The 21,699-nt window shown below is 39.8% G+C and carries 28 protein-coding genes; 20 read left to right on the top strand and 8 right to left on the bottom strand.

Features of this window, described 5'->3' with window-relative positions:
• Nucleotides 1–43: 43 nt before the first annotated feature.
• From FXF70_RS07635 to FXF70_RS07565, 15 genes are all read left to right on the top strand, one after another.
• On the top strand, nt 44–421 hold the full coding sequence (locus tag FXF70_RS07635) for a DUF2750 domain-containing protein (RefSeq protein WP_008342597.1): 378 nt from the start codon (nt 44–46) through the stop codon (nt 419–421).
• 24 nt (nt 422–445) lie between these two features.
• Nucleotides 446–1,060, top strand: coding sequence for a hypothetical protein (locus FXF70_RS07630; RefSeq protein WP_125589841.1), 615 nt, complete (start codon nt 446–448; stop codon nt 1,058–1,060).
• A gap of 71 nt (nt 1,061–1,131) precedes the next feature.
• Nucleotides 1,132–1,752: a hypothetical protein gene (locus FXF70_RS07625; RefSeq protein WP_008342593.1), complete on the top strand. Its 621-nt coding sequence runs from the start codon at nt 1,132–1,134 to the stop codon at nt 1,750–1,752.
• Between the two features lie 10 nt (nt 1,753–1,762).
• Entirely contained in the window at nt 1,763–2,446 is a 684-nt protein-coding gene (locus FXF70_RS07620) for a DUF7003 family protein (RefSeq protein ID WP_035390914.1), read from the top strand.
• Nucleotides 2,447–2,485: 39 nt separating this feature from the next.
• Nucleotides 2,486–2,962, top strand: coding sequence for a hypothetical protein (locus FXF70_RS07615; protein ID WP_008342589.1), 477 nt, complete (start codon nt 2,486–2,488; stop codon nt 2,960–2,962).
• Between the two features lie 60 nt (nt 2,963–3,022).
• Nucleotides 3,023–3,421 (top strand): YxiG family protein, encoded by a 399-nt coding sequence (locus FXF70_RS07610; RefSeq protein WP_148780070.1) that lies wholly within the window; start codon nt 3,023–3,025, stop codon nt 3,419–3,421.
• A gap of 58 nt (nt 3,422–3,479) precedes the next feature.
• Nucleotides 3,480–3,827 carry a YxiJ family protein gene (locus FXF70_RS07605; protein ID WP_148780069.1) on the top strand — a complete coding sequence of 116 codons (348 nt, stop codon included), beginning with the start codon at nt 3,480–3,482 and terminating at the stop codon, nt 3,825–3,827.
• A gap of 18 nt (nt 3,828–3,845) precedes the next feature.
• On the top strand, nt 3,846–4,223 hold the full coding sequence (locus FXF70_RS07600) for a hypothetical protein (RefSeq protein ID WP_035702675.1): 378 nt from the start codon (nt 3,846–3,848) through the stop codon (nt 4,221–4,223).
• 53 nt (nt 4,224–4,276) lie between these two features.
• Nucleotides 4,277–5,146, top strand: a complete 870-nt coding sequence (locus FXF70_RS07595) for an alpha/beta hydrolase (protein WP_148780068.1) — start codon at nt 4,277–4,279, stop codon at nt 5,144–5,146.
• A 71-nt stretch (nt 5,147–5,217) separates the two neighbouring features.
• Nucleotides 5,218–5,574, top strand: coding sequence for a transcriptional activator HxlR (gene hxlR / locus FXF70_RS07590; RefSeq protein ID WP_012010675.1), 357 nt, complete (start codon nt 5,218–5,220; stop codon nt 5,572–5,574).
• Nucleotides 5,575–5,912: 338 nt separating this feature from the next.
• The gene (gene hxlA, locus FXF70_RS07585; protein WP_024718772.1) at nt 5,913–6,545 is read left to right on the top strand and encodes a 3-hexulose-6-phosphate synthase; all 633 of its coding nucleotides are present in this window, start codon (nt 5,913–5,915) and stop codon (nt 6,543–6,545) included.
• Nucleotides 6,542–7,099 carry a 6-phospho-3-hexuloisomerase gene (gene hxlB / locus FXF70_RS07580; RefSeq protein ID WP_148780067.1) on the top strand — a complete coding sequence of 186 codons (558 nt, stop codon included), beginning with the start codon at nt 6,542–6,544 and terminating at the stop codon, nt 7,097–7,099. Before hxlA ends, hxlB begins: the two co-directional genes overlap by 4 nt.
• Before the next feature lie 148 nt (nt 7,100–7,247).
• On the top strand, nt 7,248–7,973 hold the full coding sequence (locus FXF70_RS07575) for a DsbA family oxidoreductase (protein ID WP_148780066.1): 726 nt from the start codon (nt 7,248–7,250) through the stop codon (nt 7,971–7,973).
• A 94-nt stretch (nt 7,974–8,067) separates the two neighbouring features.
• A complete protein-coding gene (locus FXF70_RS07570; RefSeq protein ID WP_202394234.1) occupies nt 8,068–8,523 on the top strand; it encodes a MarR family winged helix-turn-helix transcriptional regulator in 456 nt (151 codons plus the stop codon).
• 10 nt (nt 8,524–8,533) lie between these two features.
• On the top strand, nt 8,534–9,550 hold the full coding sequence (locus FXF70_RS07565; RefSeq protein WP_187424767.1) for a serine hydrolase domain-containing protein: 1,017 nt from the start codon (nt 8,534–8,536) through the stop codon (nt 9,548–9,550).
• A gap of 5 nt (nt 9,551–9,555) precedes the next feature.
• On the opposite strand, the gene FXF70_RS07560 is transcribed toward FXF70_RS07565, so the two are convergent.
• A complete protein-coding gene (locus FXF70_RS07560) occupies nt 9,556–10,668 on the bottom strand; it encodes a GntR family transcriptional regulator (protein WP_035702692.1) in 1,113 nt (370 codons plus the stop codon).
• A 272-nt stretch (nt 10,669–10,940) separates the two neighbouring features.
• Between FXF70_RS07560 and FXF70_RS07555 the strand changes: the two genes are divergently transcribed.
• From FXF70_RS07555 to FXF70_RS07540, 4 genes are all read left to right on the top strand, one after another.
• The gene (locus tag FXF70_RS07555; RefSeq protein WP_144739904.1) at nt 10,941–12,566 is read left to right on the top strand and encodes a xylulokinase; all 1,626 of its coding nucleotides are present in this window, start codon (nt 10,941–10,943) and stop codon (nt 12,564–12,566) included.
• Nucleotides 12,560–13,264 (top strand): L-ribulose-5-phosphate 4-epimerase, encoded by a 705-nt coding sequence (locus FXF70_RS07550; protein WP_046527161.1) that lies wholly within the window; start codon nt 12,560–12,562, stop codon nt 13,262–13,264. Before FXF70_RS07555 ends, FXF70_RS07550 begins: the two co-directional genes overlap by 7 nt.
• A gap of 17 nt (nt 13,265–13,281) precedes the next feature.
• On the top strand, nt 13,282–14,703 hold the full coding sequence (gene araA, locus FXF70_RS07545; RefSeq protein WP_148780064.1) for an L-arabinose isomerase: 1,422 nt from the start codon (nt 13,282–13,284) through the stop codon (nt 14,701–14,703).
• A gap of 84 nt (nt 14,704–14,787) precedes the next feature.
• On the top strand, nt 14,788–16,128 hold the full coding sequence (locus FXF70_RS07540) for a sugar porter family MFS transporter (RefSeq protein ID WP_007501378.1): 1,341 nt from the start codon (nt 14,788–14,790) through the stop codon (nt 16,126–16,128).
• A gap of 241 nt (nt 16,129–16,369) precedes the next feature.
• On the opposite strand, the gene FXF70_RS07530 is transcribed toward FXF70_RS07540, so the two are convergent.
• Together FXF70_RS07530 and FXF70_RS07525 are read right to left on the bottom strand one after the other, a co-directional pair.
• Nucleotides 16,370–16,591: a hypothetical protein gene (locus FXF70_RS07530; RefSeq protein WP_224558471.1), complete on the bottom strand. Its 222-nt coding sequence runs from the start codon at nt 16,589–16,591 to the stop codon at nt 16,370–16,372.
• Between the two features lie 27 nt (nt 16,592–16,618).
• Entirely contained in the window at nt 16,619–16,936 is a 318-nt protein-coding gene (locus FXF70_RS07525; protein WP_035391001.1) for a hypothetical protein, read from the bottom strand.
• A gap of 183 nt (nt 16,937–17,119) precedes the next feature.
• Here FXF70_RS07525 and FXF70_RS07520 point away from each other — a divergent pair, with 183 nt between their 5' ends.
• Entirely contained in the window at nt 17,120–17,413 is a 294-nt protein-coding gene (locus tag FXF70_RS07520) for a CotD family spore coat protein (protein WP_008342559.1), read from the top strand.
• A gap of 52 nt (nt 17,414–17,465) precedes the next feature.
• On the opposite strand, the gene FXF70_RS07515 is transcribed toward FXF70_RS07520, so the two are convergent.
• From FXF70_RS07515 to FXF70_RS07495, 5 genes are all read right to left on the bottom strand, one after another.
• Nucleotides 17,466–18,134 (bottom strand): ABC transporter ATP-binding protein, encoded by a 669-nt coding sequence (locus FXF70_RS07515; RefSeq protein WP_008342557.1) that lies wholly within the window; start codon nt 18,132–18,134, stop codon nt 17,466–17,468.
• Nucleotides 18,127–18,672 carry a hypothetical protein gene (locus tag FXF70_RS07510; RefSeq protein ID WP_148780063.1) on the bottom strand — a complete coding sequence of 182 codons (546 nt, stop codon included), beginning with the start codon at nt 18,670–18,672 and terminating at the stop codon, nt 18,127–18,129. Before FXF70_RS07510 ends, FXF70_RS07515 begins: the two co-directional genes overlap by 8 nt.
• Nucleotides 18,673–18,693: 21 nt before the next feature.
• Nucleotides 18,694–19,194, bottom strand: coding sequence for a stage II sporulation protein M (locus FXF70_RS07505; RefSeq protein ID WP_148780062.1), 501 nt, complete (start codon nt 19,192–19,194; stop codon nt 18,694–18,696).
• Nucleotide 19,195: 1 nt separating this feature from the next.
• On the bottom strand, nt 19,196–20,734 hold the full coding sequence (locus tag FXF70_RS07500; RefSeq protein WP_262368815.1) for a hypothetical protein: 1,539 nt from the start codon (nt 20,732–20,734) through the stop codon (nt 19,196–19,198).
• Between the two features lie 299 nt (nt 20,735–21,033).
• The gene (locus FXF70_RS07495; protein ID WP_017358050.1) at nt 21,034–21,360 is read right to left on the bottom strand and encodes an uberolysin/carnocyclin family circular bacteriocin; all 327 of its coding nucleotides are present in this window, start codon (nt 21,358–21,360) and stop codon (nt 21,034–21,036) included.
• Nucleotides 21,361–21,699 lie beyond the last annotated feature (339 nt).

Here is a 21,699-nt window from a genome sequence, read left to right as displayed (position 1 = left end):
ATGGTTAAGCCCATTTATAAATAAAAGGAGTGACGCAATATCCATGCATCCGAAAGAATTAGAAACCACCATGCAATTACCTGCGAAAAAGCGTTATGACTATTTCATCAAAAAGATTGTTGATTTTGAAGAGGTTTGGTCATTAAGAAACGAGAAGGGGTGGGTGATGTCAGAGGATGATTATCGTGTACCGCAGCTTCATTTTTGGCCGACAGAGGATCATGCCGCTTATTGTGCGATCGATCAATGGGAAAAAACAGTACCAGAAATGATTGATTTAGACGATTTTATAGAAGAATGGCTGCCGGGAATGATAGCAGATGGAATCAATCCGTCCATTTTCTATAATCGAAATAATTCGGTGTCAATTGAAATTCAAACATTAAAAGAAGATATAGAGGAAGAATTAAAAAACTACTAGTTCGACAAGAGTGGAGGTAGTTGTTTGAAACGGCTTGAAGACTTATTTATTCGTTCAGAAAAAGAATTCAAATTCTATCAGAATTTAGTAGACCATGTGTTTGAAACAAATAAAGAGCTGCCACAACAAGTCTTTCGTAAGACATTTGATTGTTTTTTGTTTCAAGAGTTTGATTGGGCATTGAGTGATGATATTTTACCAACCATAAAAGAGTTATCAACTGTTACACAAGATAGAGAATTTTTGACTGCAGTCCTTCAACCAGATCCAACTGATTATTATTTGAAGGAATTTGGTTATTATCATTGGCTGAAAGCGAGTGTGAACATTTCAGGTGAGGATTATGTAAATGCACTATGGATGCACCCAAAAGGTGCCATAGCGGATAATATAATCACGAATTCGAATATAGTTGTCTGGTTATCTCATTCTTTGCAGTGGGCGATTTGGGCAGATAGAGATATGGAAATTTGTATCATAGGGATGGTATCAACAAAAGATTCTGCAAAAAATATGTTATTAAAAGAAGGATGGAAGCCACTGGATCACCCTGTTTTAGCAAAATGGCTACAACTATTATTAAAGGATCAAAAAACATTCGATAACTATTTCACTCAAATGCTTTCTAGTTATGCATAATGTTCCAAGCGGTGGAATTGAGAATCAATGACTGATAATAGCCTTACCCGAAGATATGAAAGGAGCATAAAGTGAAACATTTGTTTATATCCGATCCAAAAGAATTTGAACATGTTCTATCGTTTGTTCATTCGCTCGTTCATAGTACGAAGACATTCCCTGATCAAGTGTTGAAAACGAAAACCCCTCATTATTTATTCGAAGAATTCCATTGGTTGTTATCAGATGATGGCTGGGAAATGTTAAAAGGTTTAGCTTTGAATCATCATGATGACTATATACTCATGGCTGTATTAGATGAGCAGAAGAGCATGGATGATTATTATCATGATTTTGGTTATTATCCTTGGGTGAAAGTACCGTTAAACCTCACACCAAGTGATTACCTCGATCTCTTAACCGATTATCCGATAGAGAGTGTAAATGATAGCATAATGGATATTGCTTCACGTGTGATATGGGTTTCCCCTTCTGCGAAATGGATCATTTATGGCGACAGAGGTTATGAGATAGGAGTACTAGCGATTCTTCAATTAGAACAAATGAATAAACAATTGTTAAAAACGTGGAGAATTTTAGATGAGATTGTATTAGGCTGGATTTCAGTTGTATTTCCGAATCAAAAACTTCCTGATGATTTTAAAAAAGAACTGATTCGAAATTATACTAACTTTGAAGAAATGACTTCATAAGGAGGAAGAAATGAAACAAATAGACCATGTATTAAACACATTAGATAAGTCTTTTCTAAATAAAGAGTTTCCGCTATTAGATAACGAGAACTTTGATTTTGCCAAAGGGAAGCTTTCTCTATTTACTAGAGATGGAAATTGGCTGATCACGATTCAATTATTCGGTTTATCGAAGTTAGGACCGGCTATTGATTTTTTTGCGTTTGGTCATGAGTTGAATAATGGATCCATCAATTTTCTATTGGATGAGCTCTTTGTTTTCGTGGATCAGCATGATGAAATAATAGATGATGATGAGATAGAACCTGGATTCACCAAACAACCATTACGAATTAAATTGAATGGTGGCTATTTTAATGTTCAAATACCAGAGTCATGCCAATCTGATGTAACAGAGGAAAATGAATGGATTACTCTGTTAAGAGAAATGGCCAAACATCGAGATTTGCTGGATAGTTTATGGATGACAGATCAAGAACAATTTGACATCGTTCAGCATGTATATGATAAACCGCTCTATACAACTGAATCATGGTTTCATCCAGAAACGCATAGCCAACTCCCTAGTCAATCTCCTTTTTTTCAATCGGTTGCGAAGAGTTTGATCTATCAAGATCCAACATGCATTGTAAATATAAACACGAACACTGACTGGAGATTATGGTCAGATTTTGATACTGTGGAATATTTTTAGTTTCGTCTGATGTTTTAAATCGGTGAGGTGGAGCAAGTAATGAGAATCGTATTAGCAAAAGAGAAAAATCTATTCGAAGTAAATGAATTAATAAAGAAAATCAATTTAAACGTAGAAGAGTATCATTGGGTCATAAGTGATGTGACACTCCCAATGCTTCATGATCGGAATAATCAATCTCATTCAGAAGTCATGCCGGATTATACGGATTTTTTATTTCTGAAGGGTGAACATTTCAAAAAATTCTTACATGACTATTCTTATTCTTTTATTTTCGCTGTTTTGACCGCATTGCCTCGTCATGTAGATCATTTGAATATTCATTCAATACCTCAAATTGAAGATAATGAACGATATTGGAACGTGAATTATACACCCGTTATCCCTCAAGCCGTGTTTGAAATCGGATTTTTTGATTCGACAGATGTTATTTTTACAGGAGATCAGAAAATCTTAAGCGAATTTCGAAAAAAAGCGGACTTTATTTCATTTGAAGAATATTTACAAACTCCATGACACGATAAGAATAGAGTTCATTCTGAAAAAATAGGGGAATACGTTAGGGGAGTGAATGAGATGTTTAGCAGTATAGAGAAATGGATCGATTATTTAGATGGTGTCTGTGATGTACTGGCATTCTCATTTGATTTTTTTCGTAAAGAACTAGTCATAAACATTAGTATAAGTGAAATAAATGATGCTCGGTATCATGAATTGCGATTTATGAATGTGGCGAGTCTTTATTATAATGGGGGTGAAGGTAATGATAGATTTGAAGAATTGATACAAGAAGAGATGAATTGGCAAATTTTTGAATGCAGTTACCATCCTTATGGGATAGGGAACCTTAAAAATGTACTTCTTGAAGAATTTGATTCAAATGCAAATTTTCTATTTAACATCAATGGGATGTTACTCGCAATAGAATCGAAAAACGTATGTTTCGATTCACAAGAATTTATTTGCAGTGTATAGGAAGATCGCATTAGCATCTAAATAAGAATTAAAAACAATGAGAGATTGGGGAAAATCCATGAGAATCAGCCGTGATAAACAAGGTTTATTCGATGATTTAAAACAACGTTATCAATACTTATTAGATTCATCTTATCCAGATGAAATCGTCTCTTTTGAAGAGGAAACTGGTATATGTTCAGATGACTTTTATTTATTTTTTTCACTTGTTGCAGGTAGCCTAAGTTATGTGATCGATCATAAACGAATACCGAAAAAACAGTTAAACGTGCTACGTCAGTCATTTGAAGAGCAATATCCCCAAATCAAATCATATCAACAGATCCTTGAATCGTATCCTTTATTGCATTCCTATGTTCAATGCCATGAAGAAACAAGAAAACGAATCATTGCACTTATACAATAACCTCTTGGAGGCCAAACAATGACATGGTTTTTAAATGAAAAAATCCAGAAACAAATCCCTAATTTCAATATCAACCATCTAAAGCAAATCAATGAATTTCACTACTTTAAAGAGTATAATGAACATTACGACTTGATCAACTGTATTGTAATACACATCCCATATGATTCCCCGAATCTGCAAGCAGACATACATCTGAAATTTACCAACGTCTCTTCTGTTCAAATCAAAGATTTGGAGTTAACAAACGATTCCTCTCTTTTTTTGAACATTCAACTTTTGGATAGAGGCTGGGAATATTTGAATTACTTTGTCGAAGATTATGAAGAACAGTATTTTTCTTTTTATTGTGAAACGATTCAAGTCATACAAGTCGTATCAAATGAATCGGGCTAGTCGCTCTACATATGTGCGAATCATGCTTCCCCATCCTAACACAGAAAGGTGCAATGACATTGAATCGAATGATGAAGTGGCTTTTATTTGCGGCAGTCATCGCTGGCTTATTGGTATGCGCATTCTTTGTGTTCCGTTTCAACCAGCCTAAGCCGACGACAAACATCCATTATGCAGACACACAAAACAAACAGCAAACACTGGATATATATATGCCAAAGGGAAAAGATGAAGACAAAAAGAAGAAGCATCCAGTCATGATCTATCTCCATGGCGGCGGCTGGACAGGCGGCGATAAGAATAGAGTCGCTTCAAAGGCTGATTATTTTACGGGTCAAGGGTATGTGTTTGTTTCAATGAATTACAGGCTTCACCCTGATGCCAATTATGGGCAGATGGCAGATGATACGGCGAATGCTATTAAGTGGGTCAAGGATCATGCAGATGAATATCAAATCGATTCGTCAAAAATCAATGTCATGGGACACTCAGCGGGCGGTCATTTGACGGCATTGGTTGCCACAGATTCGACCTACTTAAAACATGTGGGGCTGTCGCCAAAAACGATCAATTCTATCGTGATTTTAGATGGGCCGTTAAACATCAATCAATTTATACAAGCCATTCCATCGTACAAAAAAGTCTTTGGCAAACAAGAGGAAAACTGGACAAAGGCATCACCTGTCACTTATATGAATCAAAAGAATGTACCTCCTGTCTATTTGGTCACAGGCTGGGAAAATCCTGAAGTGTACCGATTTGCAGAAAAACTCAATCATGAGAAAGGCTCTAATTTTGTGTTTCGGGTTCATTCGCTGAGCCACAGTGATTTAAATAAATGGTTTGGATCTGACAGAGCGCCAAAAGAAGCGCAAGAGATGACAAAGGCTGTGATGGCTTTCGTCAAAAAACAAAATCAATAACAAAGACTGTATGCTAGGGCAATCCATTTTGCCGCAGTATATGATAAAGTGGTTTGAGATCAAAGGAGTGTATGTCGTTGTCATCACGTATGGAAAATAAAGTGTTCAATTGCGAAAAAGAGCTGACGCTGAATATTATCGGCGGGAAGTGGAAAATGCTGATCTTATGGCACCTTGGCAGAGAAGGGACAAAACGGTTTGGTGAGTTAAAGTCGTTAATGCCTGGGATTACGCAAAGAATGCTTGTCAATCAGCTAAGAGAATTAGAGGAAGATCATATTGTGCATCGGGAGGTTTATCCTGTCGTTCCGCCAAAGGTTGAGTACTCTCTCACAGAACTCGGAGAAAGCTTAATGCCTATTTTAGAGGCGATGTATGATTGGGGCAAACAATATCTCGACAGCAATTTTTTAAAGGATGATAAATAGAAAGACGATGGATGTAGACAAAGAGCTAAAATCATTTTATTTTAGCTCTTTGTTTTCTTTTCAGCGTGACTTGAAAACCTTTGCAGTTTAGGAAGGACGAGTACTGGAGCGGCATCACAACACAGACTTGACACCGAATGCGAGGATTTGTCAGTACGTTTAGATACTGGTCGAAAAGACAGTGTCTTTTTTGTAACCATATGCGAAAAAGTATAGTATGTAAAAAAAAAGTGCGTACTTGGATTGCTTCCATCCTGTTGTTATACTCATTTCATCGTTCAAGAAGCCCTATTCACGGAGCTCTTGAAAATGAAATGATAAAACAGGAGTGAATGTTGATGAAATTACAATTAGCGTTAGATTTAGTGAATATACCAGAAGCGATCGAGCTGATCAAAGAAGTAGAAGCGTCTATTGATGTGGTGGAAATTGGGACACCTGTTGTGATCAACGAAGGCTTGCGTGCCGTCAAAGAAGTCAAACAGGCATTTCCAAACTTACGTGTACTCGCCGATCTGAAAATTATGGATGCTGCTGGTTATGAAGTGCAGCAGGCATCTGAAGCTGGAGCGGATATCGTCACCATTCTTGCGGCGGCGGAAGATATGTCTATCCAAGGAGCGGTGAAGGAAGCAAAAGCAAGAGGGAAACAAATTTTAGTCGATATGATTGGGATCAAAGATATCGCCGGCCGCGCGAAAGAGCTTGATGAGCTTGGGGTAGATTATATTTGTGTGCACACAGGCTATGACCTGCAAGCGGTTGGTCAAAACTCATTTGCTGACCTCATGACCATAAAACAAGTGGTCAAACAGGCGAAAACAGCGATTGCAGGCGGTATTAAGCTTGATACATTGCCTGAAGTCGTCAAATTAAATCCAGATTTGATTATTGTCGGCGGCGGCATAGCGAGCCAAGACAATAAAGCAGAAGTGGCTGCGCAAATGAAGCAGTTGATTGCACAATCATGAAAACAAGTGACTATGTGAGAGCGATTCTAAGCGAGCTTTCTGAGCACTCGCCCGCGATTCAAGACGAACAAGGAGAGCAGCTTGTCAAAAGCATTTTAGCGGCTCGAAAGGTCTTCGTCGCAGGGGCTGGCAGGTCTGGTTTGATGGGAAAATCGTTTGCGATGAGACTCACGCATATTGGTCTCGAAGCTTATGTGATCGGTGAAACGAATACGCCTGCTTTTACATCTGAGGATTTATTGATTGTAGGGAGCGGTTCTGGCCGAACAGAGACGCTGCTTGTGCTCGCGAAAAAGGCAAGGGCGATTGGCGGAAGCGTGGCGTCGTTCACACTTTCAGCTGAGTCACCTATAGCTGATCTATCGGATGAAGTCATCTTACTGTCAGGTGCGCCAAAGGATCAACATGAAGGAAACCATCATACGATTCAGCCGATGGGCTCATTATTTGAGCAAACTTTGCTTCTTATGTACGATGCGGTCATCTTGAGATTGATGGAATTGAAAGAGCTCGACACCCATAAAATGTACGGTCACCATGCGAACTTAGAATAGCCGTGATGAAAACCTTTCCTTTTTTGAAGGAAAGGTTTTTTTAATACATGAAACTTAAAAAGAAGGACCACTTGACATAAAGGAATGGATGTAACTATAATAGTTACATCTTGAAAGAAAAAACGTAAGCAGTGGAAGGAAGATGAAGATGAAAGTGCAAATTTGGTCAGATATCGCCTGTCCTTTTTGTTATATAGGAAAAAAACAGTTGGAAACAGCGCTTGAGCAATTCCCTCATAAAGAACAGGTAGAAGTAGAGTTTAAAAGCTTTGAGCTTGATCCGAATGCACCTGTTGCAGTGGATTATGATGTGCATGATATGCTTGTCAAAAAATATGGCATGAGCCGCAGCCGGGCCATCGCGATGAATGAACAGGTGAAACAGGCGGGCAAGGAGAAAGGAATCGATTTTCAATTCAATCAACTCGTTTTAACAAACACCTTTGATGCCCACCAGCTCGCTCAATATGCTGGAAAAATGGGAAAAGGCGATCTCGTCATGGGAGAGCTGTTTCAAGCGTATTTTACAGATGGAAAGCATGTTGGTGATCGTCAAACCCTTTTAGATATCGCAGAAAAAGCAGGCCTTGATCAGAACGAAGTACAAAAGGTTCTAGACGGGCAAGAATTTGCAGACGATGTGCGAGAAGACGAAAAAGAAGCAAGACAGCTCGGGATTTCTGCTGTGCCTTTTTTCTTGATCAATGATCAATATTCGGTTGCTGGTGCACAGCCAGCAGATACGTTCCTTCGTGCACTTGAAACGGCTTGGACAGAAGAGGCAGCGCAAACGGAGAAAGCGGCTGATGCTTCATTTGAAGAAGCATGTGCAGATGGCGTATGTGCAGTGCCCTCGCCAAAAGAAGAATTATAATCGGCATTTTCCCTATCTTTGATAAAAGATAGGGATTTTTGTTGATTAATAATTAATACACCTTTATACTTAAGTTATCTTAATTATGAAGGTGATGACAGTGACATCCAAAACAACGATGATTCAAGAATTAAACCAAATCGAAGCGCGCATCCATCAAAAGCTCCGATTAGAGTTTGAAGAGTTATTTGTAGATGAGTTAACTGATAAGCAGCACATTGTCCTTGATTTCGTAGAGCGAAAAGGGGGAAGCTCACCTATTCAAATTGCTCAGCAACTAGGCATCACCCAAAGCGCTGTGAGCCAGTTGTTAAACACGCTTGAAAAAAAAGAATGGGTTCGCCGCAGCATCAACCCGCAAAATCGTCGGGAATTGCACGTTGAACTTTCTGAAAAGGCAAAGACGTACTTGGAGAATATGAGAAAGATAGAACTTGCGATCATTGAAAAATACTATTCAAAATTAAGCCTCGAAGAGATCAACACATTGACATCCATTTATACAAAGCTTGATCAATTGATTGTAGATCAAAATGAAGGGGAAGGATGATGATCCATTGATGATGCTCAAACAAGAAGTACAGCGAATTGCCTCTTCTTATACGGAGAAAAAGAAACAGGCACTGCTTGTGATCGGACTGATTCATCAAGGAGAAAGACACGTTTTTCATTTCGGAGATCACCCCATACGGCAGCGCGTCCAGCCTGAGGAGGTCATTTTTGAAATCGGCTCTATTTCAAAAGTCTTTACGACAAGTATATTGGCAAGCATGATTCAAAAAGGGCAGATGAAGCTAGACGATTCCATTTCACTGTATTGTCCTGAAATAAGAAAGAATCACCCCATTCAAATAGAACAGCTGGCAATCCATACGTCTGGACTTCCTTCATATCGTTTTCTCAGAGATTTACAACTAAGGTTCCTTCCAAAAGTGAGAAGAGATATGTACTGTCAATACTCCCTTGATGAATTAATGAAATTGTTACACTCGAAAAAATGGAATGAGCGAAAAGAATACCCATCTCGTTACTCCAATGTAGGGATGGGACTCCTCGGGTTGATCATGGGATGGTCTCTTCACAAAACATATGAAGAGCTGCTGACTGAATATATCGTGGATGAGCTGAAACTATCGAACACCTTTATTACGATCAAGGAGGACGTCAAAGAGAAGATGATCCTCGGTCATCAAGAGAATGGAAAAGAGGTTCCTCCGCTTCAGATGCATGACTATCAAGGGGCTGGTGCGATTCGGTCGACGGTCACTGATTTGCTTTCATTTCTCTCTGCACACATGAGTGCAGACGCCGCTTCTCCATGGAAAATGACCCACGAGCCAAAGGTGAAGATATGGAAAAACATGTCAATGGGACTCGGGTGGGTCATAGATGATACGGGATTGATTTGCCATAATGGTGCAACTTCTGGTTTCTCCAGCTTCATGGGCTTCCGCCCGCATTCAAAAACAGGAGTGGTCGTCTTGTCTAACTATCGCAATCGTATCACGCAAGACTCTCCCGACCGAATTGCCTATGATGTGATGAATATGCTTGAACAGGAGCCTAAAGTCAAATGAGCCTTCTATGAAGAGGGCTCATTTTTTCTTACGTTTAGCTCTTTAATCGTTTCACCAGGAACGAGTTCAGGCTCATAAAATGTTTGATCAGGGAGATTCTTTTTCCCTTGTACTTTTTTAATCATCCAGTCTGCCGCATCTCGTCCCATTTGCTCTTGAGGGTGTGTCAGCGTTGTCAGTTTCACATGGGCATTTTTTTGGGCAATATACGAGTTATCCTGTCCAATAATGGAAAGATCATCTGGAATAGATAAACCCATTTCACTACATACATTTGCTACTTCTAACCCGACTTCATCGTTATAGCAAACAAGGGCGGTCAGCTCATGCTGGTGTGCTTGTAAAAAGGTTTTGATATGATCCCCCAAATACTGCTTCGATTCTGTATCGAAAAAAAGGACATGCTCTGGTAGGAAATTGAGCTTCGCTTCACCGAGTGCCTGAATATAGCCTTTCATTCGATATTTTCCTTGTAAATCATCTGTTTTTGAAATCAGTCCAATGTGCTGATGCCCAGAGGTGATCAGTTCCTTTGTCGCTAAATAGCTGGACTTTACATCATCCAAACAAAGGAAGGGGACCTCTAACTGCTCATAGTAGGCATTGATCATAATAAGCGGGACACCCTGCTCTTTAAAGGATAGGTAGTACGAAATGTTTGGATTATATAAATTGCTTTTTGTCGGTTCGACAATTAATCCGTCCACACCAAAGGACAACATCATTTCAAGCGCTTTTTTCTCCTGCTCCACATCGTTATTTGTACTCGCCAGTAACAAAGAATAGTTCTCTTCATTTAATCGGCTTTCGATGCCCCGAATGATCGACGGGAAAATGTAATCGGATATGTATGTGGTGATGACGCCAATCGTTTTCATATGAGCATGTCCAGCAGGTTTTGTTTGATATTGATTGGTGACAAATGTGCCTGAGCCTTTTTCGCTTCGTAAAAAACCTTCACTTGATAATTCTAAGATGGCTTTTCGCACCGTATGTCTGCTTACTTGATACATCTCTTGTAAGCTTGATTCGGTTGGAATACGCTCCCCGATCCGGTAATCCCCTGTCAGTATTTTGCTTTTTATATCATCCATAATGATCTGGTACTTCTTTTTCATCGTTTCACTTCTTTCACAGTTGATCCTCTACTCGGGTTGAGAAGAACTTGTATGGACATATTCTAACATGGTTGCTTAATCAAAAACAGGCGCTTACAGTGTCTATCGTCTGTTCCTTAGAGAATATGAAAGTTTTTGTCTAATTGTGTATGCACAACTATATTTATTATTGACATATGTACGGACAAATATTATATTGTTTTTGTGCACAGGTAAAGATGAATCAAACAAAAAAGATATTTGAAACCGCTATCATCTTGGAGGTGAACAAAATGAATCGTGAAAAGACGGCCAAAGCCATTAGAGAAGGACGGACATCTTTGGGCATTGAATTTGGTTCCACACGAATTAAAGCGATTTTAATAGATGAAGAGTTTCAGCCAATTGCGCAAGGTGCATTTGAATGGGAAAGTTCTCTTCAAGAAGGAATATGGACGTACAACTTAATTGAGATCATTACAGGTCTTCAAGTGGCATACCGTCAGATGAAAGAACAGGCTGCACAATTGTATGGGGTGACGATTCAAACCATTGGCTCCATCGGGATATCTGCGATGATGCATGGCTATGTTGCCTGTCATCATACAGGAGAAGTCCTCGTCCCGTTTCGAACGTGGCGGAATGGAACAACGACCGAGGCGAGTCAAAAGCTAACAGATGTATTCCAATTTCATATTCCAGAAAGATGGAGCATCGCTCACTTATATCAAGCGATATTAGGAGAGGAAAAACATCTGTCCCGGTTAGAGTATGTGACCACTTTGTCAGGCTACATTCACTGGCTGCTAACAGGGAAGCAGGCCATCGGAATTGGCGATGCGTCGGGAATGTTCCCCATTGATGAAAAAACGAAGGATTACAACGAAGTGATGCTTCATCAGTTTGAAGCATTGATTGCAGAAAAAGGCTACCTGTGGAAGCTACGTCATCTTTTGCCGCGCATCTATTTAGCAGGCGAAGAAGCTGGTGTGTTAACAGCAGCTGGAGCAGCGATTTTAGACCAAGGTAAACAGTTGCAGCCAGGTATCCCTTTTTGCCCACCAGAGGGTGATGCAGGAACGGGAATGGTCGCAACAAACAGTGTGGAAAAGAGAACTGGGAATATTTCAGTTGGGACATCTGTATTTGCCATGATTGTGTTAGAGCATCATCTAAAAGGTGTGTACCCAGAAGTGGATCTTGTCACGACACCAGATGGCCTGCCAGTCGCGATGGTTCATGCCAACAATTGTACAAGTGACCTCAACGCTTGGATGAATCTATTCAGAGAAGCGTTTGAAGCAATGGGGCAGCCAGTTGAAACAGAAAGATTATACGAAAACCTATTAAATCAAGCTTTAGAAGCAGATCATGATGGGGGCGGGCTTTTAAGCTATGGCTATTATTCTGGTGAAAATATTACGAGACTAAAAGAAGGAAGACCTCTTTTTGTTAGATCTCCTCAAAGCCGGTTTACACTTGCTAATTTCATTCGGACGCATCTCTTCTCTGCATTTGGCGCAATGAAAATCGGGATGGATCGGTTAAAAGCACATGAACAAGTCAAGATTGATCGTTTACTAGGACATGGCGGTTTATTTAAAACACCAGTAGTTGGGCAAAAAATGGTCGCTGCTGCACTCGGGACACCTGTATCCGTCGTATCAACGGCGGGAGAAGGCGGCGCGTTTGGGATGGCGGTCCTTGCTTCATATATGATCAATCACCAGCAGCAAACACTGAGCCATTTCCTCAAGCATCAAGTATTTGCCCATACATTAGAAGAGCTTATTGATCCTGATCCACTGGATGTTAAAGGTTTTGAGGCATTTATAAAGCGCTATCAAGAAGGACTCCCGATAGAAAAAGTAGCAGTAGAACATTTGACGCCACAGAAAGGAGCGGCACCTGTATGTTAGAGCGGTTAAAAGAAGAAGTGTTTCAAGCGAATCTAGATCTGCCAAAGTACGGACTTGTGAAATTTACATGGGGCAATGTCAGTGCGTGCGATCGTGACAGTGGACTGTTTGTCATTAAGCCAAGCGGCATAGCGTATGACAAATTATCAGCAAAAGACATGGTCGTGGTCGATTTTGACGGTCAAGTGGTCGAGGGGGAATTCAATCCTTCTTCCGATACTGCCACACATGCTGTTCTTTACAAACACTTTGAGGAAATTGGCGGCATTTCACATAGCCATTCAATGTGGGCAACGGTATGGGCGCAAGCTGGACTTGATTTACCAGCAATGGGCACAACACATGCAGATACATTTTACGGACCTGTTCCGTGCGCTCGATTTCTCACAGAAGAAGAGGTGAATCGCGGGTATGAGGTGGAAACAGGACACCTGATCATTGAAACGTTTGAGAAAAGACAGATAGATGTCATGGCGGTTCCTGGTATTTTGCTACAAGGTCATGGGCCCTTTACGTGGGGAAAAGATGCAAAAAGTGCGGTAATGAACAGTGTCATTTTAGATGAAGTAGCGAAAATGAACCTGTTTGCAAAGCAATTGAACGAATATGCGGAGCCTCTTCCGCAGGTGATTTTAGATAAACATTATTTAAGAAAGCATGGAACACATGCGTATTACGGACAAAAACCTTCAAGATAAAGAAAAGAGGGATTTCTATGTTAACAAGTCAGAAGAAAGAATGTTGGTTTGTCGTCGGTTCACAGCACTTATATGGGGACGAGGCACTGAAGCAAGTGAAGGCAGATGCGCAAAAGATAACAGATGCCTTAAATGAGAGCGGTTTGCTGCCTTATCCAATTATCCTGCAGGAACTGGCGGTTAGTGCGGATCAAATCACACAGCTGATGAAAGAGGTCAACTATCGTGATGAGGTCATCGGTGTGATGACTTGGATGCATACGTTTTCTCCAGCAAAAATGTGGATACGTGGTACGTCTCTTTTGCAAAAGCCTCTTTTGCATCTCGTCACGCAATACTATGAAAACATTCCGTGGGACACGATTGATATGGACTATATGAATCTCCATCAATCGGCACATGGAGACAGAGAGTACGGCTATATCAATGCACGTTTAAATAAGCAAAACCAAATCGTTGCAGGTCATTGGTCGAAGCAGGAGGTGAAGCAGCAAATCGCTGATTGGATGGACGTTGCGGCTGCCTATCATGAGAGCTTCCAGATCAAAGTGGCCCGGTTTGGTGACAATATGCGCCACGTTGCGGTGACAGAAGGAGATAAAATTGAAGCGCAGATCCAGCTGGGCTGGACCGTTGATTACTTTGGAATTGGCGACCTTGTTAATTATGTAAATGCCGTGGAGGAAGCAGAAGTTGATGCTCTATTTGCTGAGTACTTAACGTTATATGACGTGGATTATGGGAGCTATTCGGCAGAAGAATGGGAACAAAGTGTAAAAGTGCAAGCAAGATATGAAATTGCCATCAAACGTTTCTTAGATGAAGGTGGCTACAATGCCTTTACGACAAACTTTGAAGATTTACATGGCATGAAGCAGCTTCCGGGTTTAGCTGTTCAGCGCCTCATGGCAAAGGGGTATGGCTTTGCCGGTGAAGGCGATTGGAAAACCGCCGCACTGGATCGTTTATTAAAGGTGATGAGTCATCATCAATCGACTGGTTTTATGGAAGATTACACATATGAAATGACCTCTGGTCAGGAAGCAGTGCTCCAATCTCATATGCTAGAAGTAGATCCAGCGCTTGCACATACAAAACCTGTCATTATCGTGTCTCCGCTAGGCATTGGAAACCGAGAAGACCCAGCACGTCTTGTGTTTGATGGAAAAGCAGGCGAGGGCGTTGTTGTCTCCATTGCTGATTTTGGAACACATTTCAAATGGCTGATTCAAGAAGTGGAAGCCTTTGAGCCGCAGGAAGCAGCACCACATTTACCGGTGGCACGAGTCCTCTGGAAAATCAAACCGAACTTTCAAGATGGCGTCAAAGCATGGATTAAGCACGGCGGAGGTCATCATACAGTCGTATCTCTCAATTTAACGGTTGATCAAATTGTTCATTTTGCAAAGCTTGTGAATGCAGAATATGTGGTTTTATAAAGAAGGGTGAAATGCATTCTACTGTGAACGGTAGAATGGCAGGGAGAAATGAAAGCGGTTTATTAAGTGAGGGGGGTCATCCACTTGGAGAAAAAAGTATCAAGTAAATTTATCTTCTTTTTCGGGTCCTTTGCAGGCATCTTATTTGGATATGATATTGGTATTATCGCAGGGGCGGAAGGGCACATTCAGGAAGAATTTCAGCTCAGCCCGTTATGGCTTGGCATCGTCGTCTCTTCACTAATGGGCGGGGCAATCATTGGTTCCATTTTAAGCGGTCTAATGGGGGATAAGTTTGGCCGCAGAAAGCTCATTTTGGTGTCATCAATTATCTTTTTTGTCGGTGCGCTTGGCTCAGCCATTGCACCAGAAGAAATCTCATTAACCATTGCCCGGATTTTCTTAGGAACAGCTGTAGGGACAGCCTCATCGCTCGTGCCTGCTTACATGTCTGAAATCGCTCCGGCCAAAATTCGCGGGAAATTGTCCGGCCTGAATCAGCTGATGATTGTGAGTGGATTATTGCTTAGCTATATCGTCGCATTTGTGTTTGAACCAATTCCAGACAGCTGGCGCTGGATGCTGGGAAGTGCTGCTTTATTTGCGATCGTGCTTTATATTGGCATGCTGAAACTTCCTGAATCTCCTAGATATTTAATTAAACACGGAATGGCTCATAAGGCACGTGAAGTATTAGGATCACTTCGTTCCTCACGTGAAGAGATTGAAGCAGAAATGCAAGAAATTTTAGAAGTAGCAAAAGAAGAACGCTCAGGCATTCGTGAATTATTTCAAAAGAAATTCCGTATGGCTCTCTTTATTGGGGTCGGAATGGCGACACTCCAGCAAATACAGGGTGCGAACTCCATTGTGTATTATGCAACGAGTATCGCAAGAAATGTAGGTCTTGCTCCGCAAGTTGCCGCAGGTTTTACCGTCATTGTTGGAGTCATATTTGTTGTGACGACCGTGATCTTTTTACAATTCGTCGACCGGTTCGACCGCCGAACGATTCTCACAGTTGGGGGAACGGGGATGGCCCTGTCTTTCTTTGCACCAGCGGCATTAGGTGCGCTCGGAGTGAGTGAAGGCATATTAAACTGGGTCACATTGATTTCACTTTGCTGCTTTATTTTGTGCTATGCCTTCTCATGGGCACCGATCACATGGATTATTATTGGTGAAATTTTCCCACTTTCTGTAAGGGGCATTGGAGCGGGCATTTCCTCTGCCTTTAACTGGACGGGATCATTAGCAGTTGGCCTTGTGTTCCCTATCTTGGCTGACCAATTCAGCTTTGGCGTGATTTTCTCCTCATTTGGGGTCATCTGCTTAATTGGCCTGTTGTTCACGCGCTTTGTATTAGTCGAAACAAAAGGAAGAAGCTTAGAACAAATCGAAACCGATATGGCTGCACGTGTCTAAAGGAAACCATCTATCCTGTGTGGATAGATGGTTTCAGCGTGTAGACAAACCCTCGCATTCGGTGTCAGTCCTTCGTGCCAGTGCTCACGAATGTCAAATTTGCTCCGCGCCGGTACTCGTCCTTCCTAGAATTCAAAGGTTTTCTATCACGCTGAAAAGAAGACAAAGGGCTAAAATCAAGTTCATTTTAGCCCTTTGTCAACAACCTGAACCCTCTATCCTGTGTGGATAGAGGGTTTTTTTAATCAAGTATTTGTTTCAGTTCATCTGGCAGTAAATCCATTAATTGATCAGATGAGGATACGTCCAGCACTTCAAGAAGCGCATAATATTTCGCATAAATTTCACTCAGCTGATCAGGATGATTTGCTTCATATCGATTCAAGTGCAATTGCGTCAGTTCAAGTGCAATGTCCAGTTTGTTTCGTTCGATGGTTTGTGTTGTGTTGATCAAATCGTTCACCTCTTATTTTAAAGTTATTGAAAAATGTTACGGTGCAGTTCCGCAGCTGACCTTAAATTCATGGTCTTCTATCTTTTTTGAATAACAGACGGAAGGCGTCATTCCCGTCTCACTTTTCCAAGCCTGCCAATACACATCATACAGCTGACCATATTGAGGGTCTACACCGTCCTTTTTTTGCAAAATAGCAAAATAGCTTTGGTAAGGGTAGCCTTCTTGATAAATGGCATGCCGTATCGCTCCTCTTTCAGTCGCATTTGTAAAAACCATAGGCGACAGCAAGGGAAGGGTGATGATCACGACGAGCAGGATGAAAAATGAAAAAAGCTTATGTCTTGTTTTCATCAATGAATGTCCTTTCCTTCACAAGAGATCATTTGTATAATATGTTAAAATTGTCCTATTGTAAAGAAAGAGACTACTAGATCACCAGCGGATTTTATCAAAAATAGACAAGCATCTAATCACTAATCGTACCTCTGACATAAGATAGAGTGTAAGTGAAAGACAACTTGAAGGGGTGTTGAGATGAGCCGGAATCGATTAGACAATTTTTTCTTTGGACCTCGCAGGGGGAATCATGGAGAAGTTGAAACGGTTGTATCCCCTACACGTCAAATTGTCAACACGACAACAAATGAACAAACGATCAGAAAGATTCATCCTACTCATATCACAAACGTCAATAAAAACATCAAAAGAATTGAAAACTACTACCCTGTGACGCAATCTACTCGAAATGAGTATATTGTGGAAGAATATGACTGTGGCAGTGATATCAAGAATCCTTGCTGCCGCCCGGTCAAACGCTGTAAGTGGTAGTTTAATGGTAAAAAGAAGTGAGGCATCCTGTGATGGGATGCCTTTTGTATGTTCAACGCTCTATTTCATTTAGTTGTCCGTGATCAAGCTCGAAAAAACGATTTCCTAATTCTGAATAAAGGTAGCGCTGATGGCTTGTAAATAAAACACATTGATCAGAGAATTCTTCTTTTAATAAAGAAATAGACTGCATTTGAGATGCCTCATCAAGAGATGTAAAAGGTTCATCAAGAATGATTAGCTCTGGTGATCTGGCCGCCATACAATTAAAGAAAAGCTTATATCTCATACCTAGTGAATATTGTTTGACAGGCATCTTAAGTGCATGAGTTAAATCAAATACATCACAAAGCGAGAGAAAGGTCTTTTTGTATACCTCTTTTTCTGACTGATTCATTTTCCATAGCGACTGTATAAGATTCATATGCTCGATACCAGTCAGCGCATCATAAACCAAAGGCTTATCTGGGATGTACGCGACCAACCCTTTATAAAGAGCTGACCCAGGATGATGCTGTTCGTTGAGTAAAACCGTTTCGGATACTGAAGGAAGCAGACCTGCGATGATCTTTAAAAGTGTCGATTTACCGCTGCCGTTTTTCCCGATAATACAAGCACGATCACCTTCTTTCAGATGAAAGGATACTTGATCAAGGAGGGGAGAGCTTTCTTCAGTTGTTTCATAACGAAAAGATAGCTGAGACACTTGCAAACTAGCCATTGATAAATCCTCCAATAACAAAAACAATGGTCACCAGCATATACAAGATGACGGTCGCAAGGGCGGCTTTTTTTGATCCTTCAGCATAATAAATGATCCCATCATATAGGATGCGTAAAAGGTACAAGTTGATCAAAAAAGAAACCGCTTGGATGATGATAAAATAATGATCTAAATCGAGTACCATCACACAATAGATCGCTGCGCTATTCACTAATAGAAGCAACGCATTATAAAGCAAGATGACAAAATACATTTTGCGCAAAATAAACGTTTTATGAAAAAAGTACATATAAATCGAAGTCACGACAGTACCGAGAAAATTCAGTATGAAATAAAGTGGGATTGTCAGTAAAAAGATAAACACAATGCTGGCTAATTGTTTTCCAGCAGATAAAGGCTCTTCTACTAACAAATCAATAATGAAAAATGTTAAAAAAACAGTTGAAACAAATAAAGATAGTAAGACTAAGCCTATAACGGTTTTGGTTGATTGATGTTGGTTAAAAAATTGCTTAGGGCGTAGAAGTAGCTCCATAGAACCACATTCTCCTTTCTTCTAAGATAGATGTACATGGCTGACATATTCCTCTAAAAGAGAGGCAATCAACAAGAGCACTACAGCGGAAAAGATTAACTGAATCACAGTCCGAGTCAGCTTTCTTACATCAATGGACTTACCTTTCATAAACCGGTAAAGATAAATAAATGGAAAAGCACTGACGATTGAAAATAGGATCAAACCAAGAACCTCAACAAAAGCATGTGGCATGAGGCCAGTGAATAACTGCTTCACTTCATGCTGAGCTATCAAAAACTGAATGAGTTTTCCAATGATATAGCCATTATAAAAAAGAATGCCAGCAGACATAATGCCGCCAGTAAAAGCCCCGATACCTAGAATGGCAAGCCCAACCTGTAAATTATTTGAAAAAATAGAGAGAAAAAACATGTCTTCATCCTTTTTTAAATAAGGAATCTGATCATAAGGAAGGAGACTTCCAATGAGCAAAGCTGCAATAAATACACCGGCGTAAAGATAGCCGAGACGTAGAATCAATCTATTCTCCGATAGAAAATATCTTATTTTTTTCAACATAATCAATTCCTTTATAAATGGTCTTGCGGCATAATATCCAGCAAATCACTGAAACGATCGCAAAATATATAGCGAACAGCACGTTTACGAGCCCTGAGGATTGCTGCAATATAGGGAGAAAAGAGGTCAAAATTAAATAGTACATAAAAGGCAGCACAAGAAAGTTTCTGGCAAATGCCTGACCTTTATCGATGATCTCTAGTTCCTCATTTGTTGTGCCTATTTCATGCTCATGAATAAAATTGAATTTCGTTGTGAATGGAAACAAGTACAGTTGGATTAAAGGAAAAATGAAAAAGCCAATCCCTAATGCCACCAGTTGAATGAGCATCTGAACATGAAACAGTTGATACACAGTCATGATAGATAGATTAATGAATAGTAAACAGAGTGCTGGTATGGAAAATAAACAATAAAATAACTGGATTTTTGATAAGAAAAATTGCAATAGAGATATTTGAGAAAGCTCGTAAAGCCAAATGTTCTTTTTTTCAGCACTTAAAGCAAAAATAGAAGGTGTCAGCATTCTCATCTCATAAGATTGATTCGCTAGTATCATAATATTGAGTGTGAATAGCAGCTGAATTTGCAAGGCTTGATGATCGATGATCGAGATCAATCCGGTAAAAACACCAATATAAAAGAAGGCTTCATATGACATGAACATATAATTAAAAAATTCTTTAGATAAGAGCCACCTTTTTTCTTTCAGCAGCTTGATGTCTTTTTGGATCAACACATTTTGTCTAAACAGCGAACCCTGAATTTTATGCAGTACTTGAAAGTACCAATAAAATAAATCCCGAAAATGCTTTGAGCTTTGGTCTTGATCTTTTTCCGTTGGAATCCATCGAACAGGACTTCTCATGACAAGCGCACTACCTAGTATCACAACAATCAATGTAATAGGTGAATTAAAAAGGGCTTGAAATTGTAGAAAAACAGAGCCATCTGAAAATAAAGCATGATGCATTTGCTGAAGATCATGTTGATATAAAGAGATCAGCTTGTTTGAAAGAGTGATCCAAAACGAATCCTCTGCAAGCGATGAGATCGATTGAAAAAGTTTTTGGAAGGTGTGATAAAAAGGGAAAATGATGTTTAATATGAGAACCCTTCCGAATAAGAAAAAAAGCAAAGCGATGCTTGCAAAAAAGAGGACACGAATAGCTCCGATTTTTTTCACGACGATGTTATAGATATAAGCACCGAATATCTTATTGCTGATGATAAATAGGAAGATACTTGTCAGCATCACATTGACATGTTTTAACCAGAATGCCAGATCGTGTGTTTGAACAATATTATATTGGAACAAAAAATAGATCAAATAAGTGCTCAAACTCGTAAACACAAGCCAAATCAATTCAGAAAACAGAAGCGTTTGAAAAAGTTGTCTAGAGGAAACAGGTGCTAGCTGTATCAATTCTTTAAAAGGAAGAAGATGAGTTCTTCTATAAGATTCAATTCCTTTGACGATAGAATATAAAAATAAAAACATCACAAAAGCACTTTCCCATTCTATTTGATAGACGGGGGAGTAAAGAAATGAAGAAATCACGAATACAATCATGCATCCGAATATGATATCAAGAATACAAGAAAAAAATATGTACTGTTTTGAAGAAAACGACTTGAGAAATGGAATTTTTCGTATAACGAACTGAGCGATATTAGAATACTGTTGCTCCAGTCTAATGGATAGAAGTAGTGATAATAATGGATATAACATCTTCTCACCTGCACAAAAATTTAAATAGAAGGAGAACAGAGTCTCCTTCTATTGAGTCGTTAAATAAATTACCAAGCGATAACGGCTTTACGGCCTTTTTTCTTAATTTCGTTTTTAAGGTATTGACGAATTGTCTCTTTACCAGCCGCAGCAATAAGAGAAAGACCGCCTGAACCTACAGCAGTTAAAATGGAGACAATTGTAGTGACAGCTCCACCCGCTTCAACCACATTAAGAACCACAGCGGCAACACTGCCTGGAATACCAAATTCTTTTGCTAGATCAGCAACTGGCAGTACTTGTAGCGAGAAGGAAAAAAGAGCTAGCATAAGGAATCCTACTGCTAAAGCACCAAAAAGAACATGTAGTTTGATTTCATTTCTTGTTTCTGTCATATCAAATTCCTCCCTTTTTTGTCTTTTTATTACTATTCTATCTTATGATATGTTTTTGTTCATATCAATCCTTTTTTTTCATGAATTAGTTATAGGTTAATATAAAATAAGTGAAAAGATAAGTGAGAAAAGAATCGTTTTGGATAGGAAATATCGAGTGAACATGATCAAAATGACCTTGTTTTCACAAAAACGAAAGAGAGCCTAAAAGTCTATAAGAAATGTGCTATATGTAAATGAACCAATATTCTTTGATCAAAAGCTTCTTTCAAGATAAAATTGGAAGTATCAAATGATTCTTTTGGAGGCGCTTTTCTGAATATTCGATTGTTAACACCA

Source organism: Bacillus sp. Y3 (assembly GCF_008123875.1).
Classification (GTDB): domain Bacteria; phylum Bacillota; class Bacilli; order Bacillales; family Bacillaceae; genus Bacillus; species Bacillus altitudinis.
The sequence above is the reverse complement of the archived record's forward strand: the minus strand, read 5'-3'. Positions and strand labels throughout refer to the sequence as shown.

Coding starts and splice junctions, on each gene's coding strand:
- FXF70_RS07555 (WP_144739904.1), top strand. CDS start 10,941: ATGAATCGTGAAAAGACGGCCAAAGCCATTAGAGAAGGACGGACATCT.
- hxlA (WP_024718772.1), top strand. CDS start 5,913: ATGAAATTACAATTAGCGTTAGATTTAGTGAATATACCAGAAGCGATC.
- hxlB (WP_148780067.1), top strand. CDS start 6,542: ATGAAAACAAGTGACTATGTGAGAGCGATTCTAAGCGAGCTTTCTGAG.
- FXF70_RS07600 (WP_035702675.1), top strand. CDS start 3,846: ATGACATGGTTTTTAAATGAAAAAATCCAGAAACAAATCCCTAATTTC.
- FXF70_RS07570 (WP_202394234.1), top strand. CDS start 8,068: ATGACAGTGACATCCAAAACAACGATGATTCAAGAATTAAACCAAATC.
- FXF70_RS07595 (WP_148780068.1), top strand. CDS start 4,277: ATGACATTGAATCGAATGATGAAGTGGCTTTTATTTGCGGCAGTCATC.
- araA (WP_148780064.1), top strand. CDS start 13,282: ATGTTAACAAGTCAGAAGAAAGAATGTTGGTTTGTCGTCGGTTCACAG.
- FXF70_RS07575 (WP_148780066.1), top strand. CDS start 7,248: ATGAAAGTGCAAATTTGGTCAGATATCGCCTGTCCTTTTTGTTATATA.
- FXF70_RS07560 (WP_035702692.1), bottom strand. CDS start 10,668: ATGAAAAAGAAGTACCAGATCATTATGGATGATATAAAAAGCAAAATA.
- FXF70_RS07495 (WP_017358050.1), bottom strand. CDS start 21,360: ATGACAGAAACAAGAAATGAAATCAAACTACATGTTCTTTTTGGTGCT.
- FXF70_RS07500 (WP_262368815.1), bottom strand. CDS start 20,734: ATGTTTTTATTTTTATATTCTATCGTCAAAGGAATTGAATCTTATAGA.
- FXF70_RS07635 (WP_008342597.1), top strand. CDS start 44: ATGCATCCGAAAGAATTAGAAACCACCATGCAATTACCTGCGAAAAAG.
- FXF70_RS07620 (WP_035390914.1), top strand. CDS start 1,763: ATGAAACAAATAGACCATGTATTAAACACATTAGATAAGTCTTTTCTA.
- FXF70_RS07605 (WP_148780069.1), top strand. CDS start 3,480: ATGAGAATCAGCCGTGATAAACAAGGTTTATTCGATGATTTAAAACAA.
- FXF70_RS07565 (WP_187424767.1), top strand. CDS start 8,534: ATGATGCTCAAACAAGAAGTACAGCGAATTGCCTCTTCTTATACGGAG.
- FXF70_RS07610 (WP_148780070.1), top strand. CDS start 3,023: ATGTTTAGCAGTATAGAGAAATGGATCGATTATTTAGATGGTGTCTGT.
- hxlR (WP_012010675.1), top strand. CDS start 5,218: ATGTCGTTGTCATCACGTATGGAAAATAAAGTGTTCAATTGCGAAAAA.
- FXF70_RS07550 (WP_046527161.1), top strand. CDS start 12,560: ATGTTAGAGCGGTTAAAAGAAGAAGTGTTTCAAGCGAATCTAGATCTG.
- FXF70_RS07615 (WP_008342589.1), top strand. CDS start 2,486: ATGAGAATCGTATTAGCAAAAGAGAAAAATCTATTCGAAGTAAATGAA.
- FXF70_RS07520 (WP_008342559.1), top strand. CDS start 17,120: ATGAGCCGGAATCGATTAGACAATTTTTTCTTTGGACCTCGCAGGGGG.
- FXF70_RS07515 (WP_008342557.1), bottom strand. CDS start 18,134: ATGGCTAGTTTGCAAGTGTCTCAGCTATCTTTTCGTTATGAAACAACT.
- FXF70_RS07510 (WP_148780063.1), bottom strand. CDS start 18,672: ATGGAGCTACTTCTACGCCCTAAGCAATTTTTTAACCAACATCAATCA.
- FXF70_RS07525 (WP_035391001.1), bottom strand. CDS start 16,936: ATGAAAACAAGACATAAGCTTTTTTCATTTTTCATCCTGCTCGTCGTG.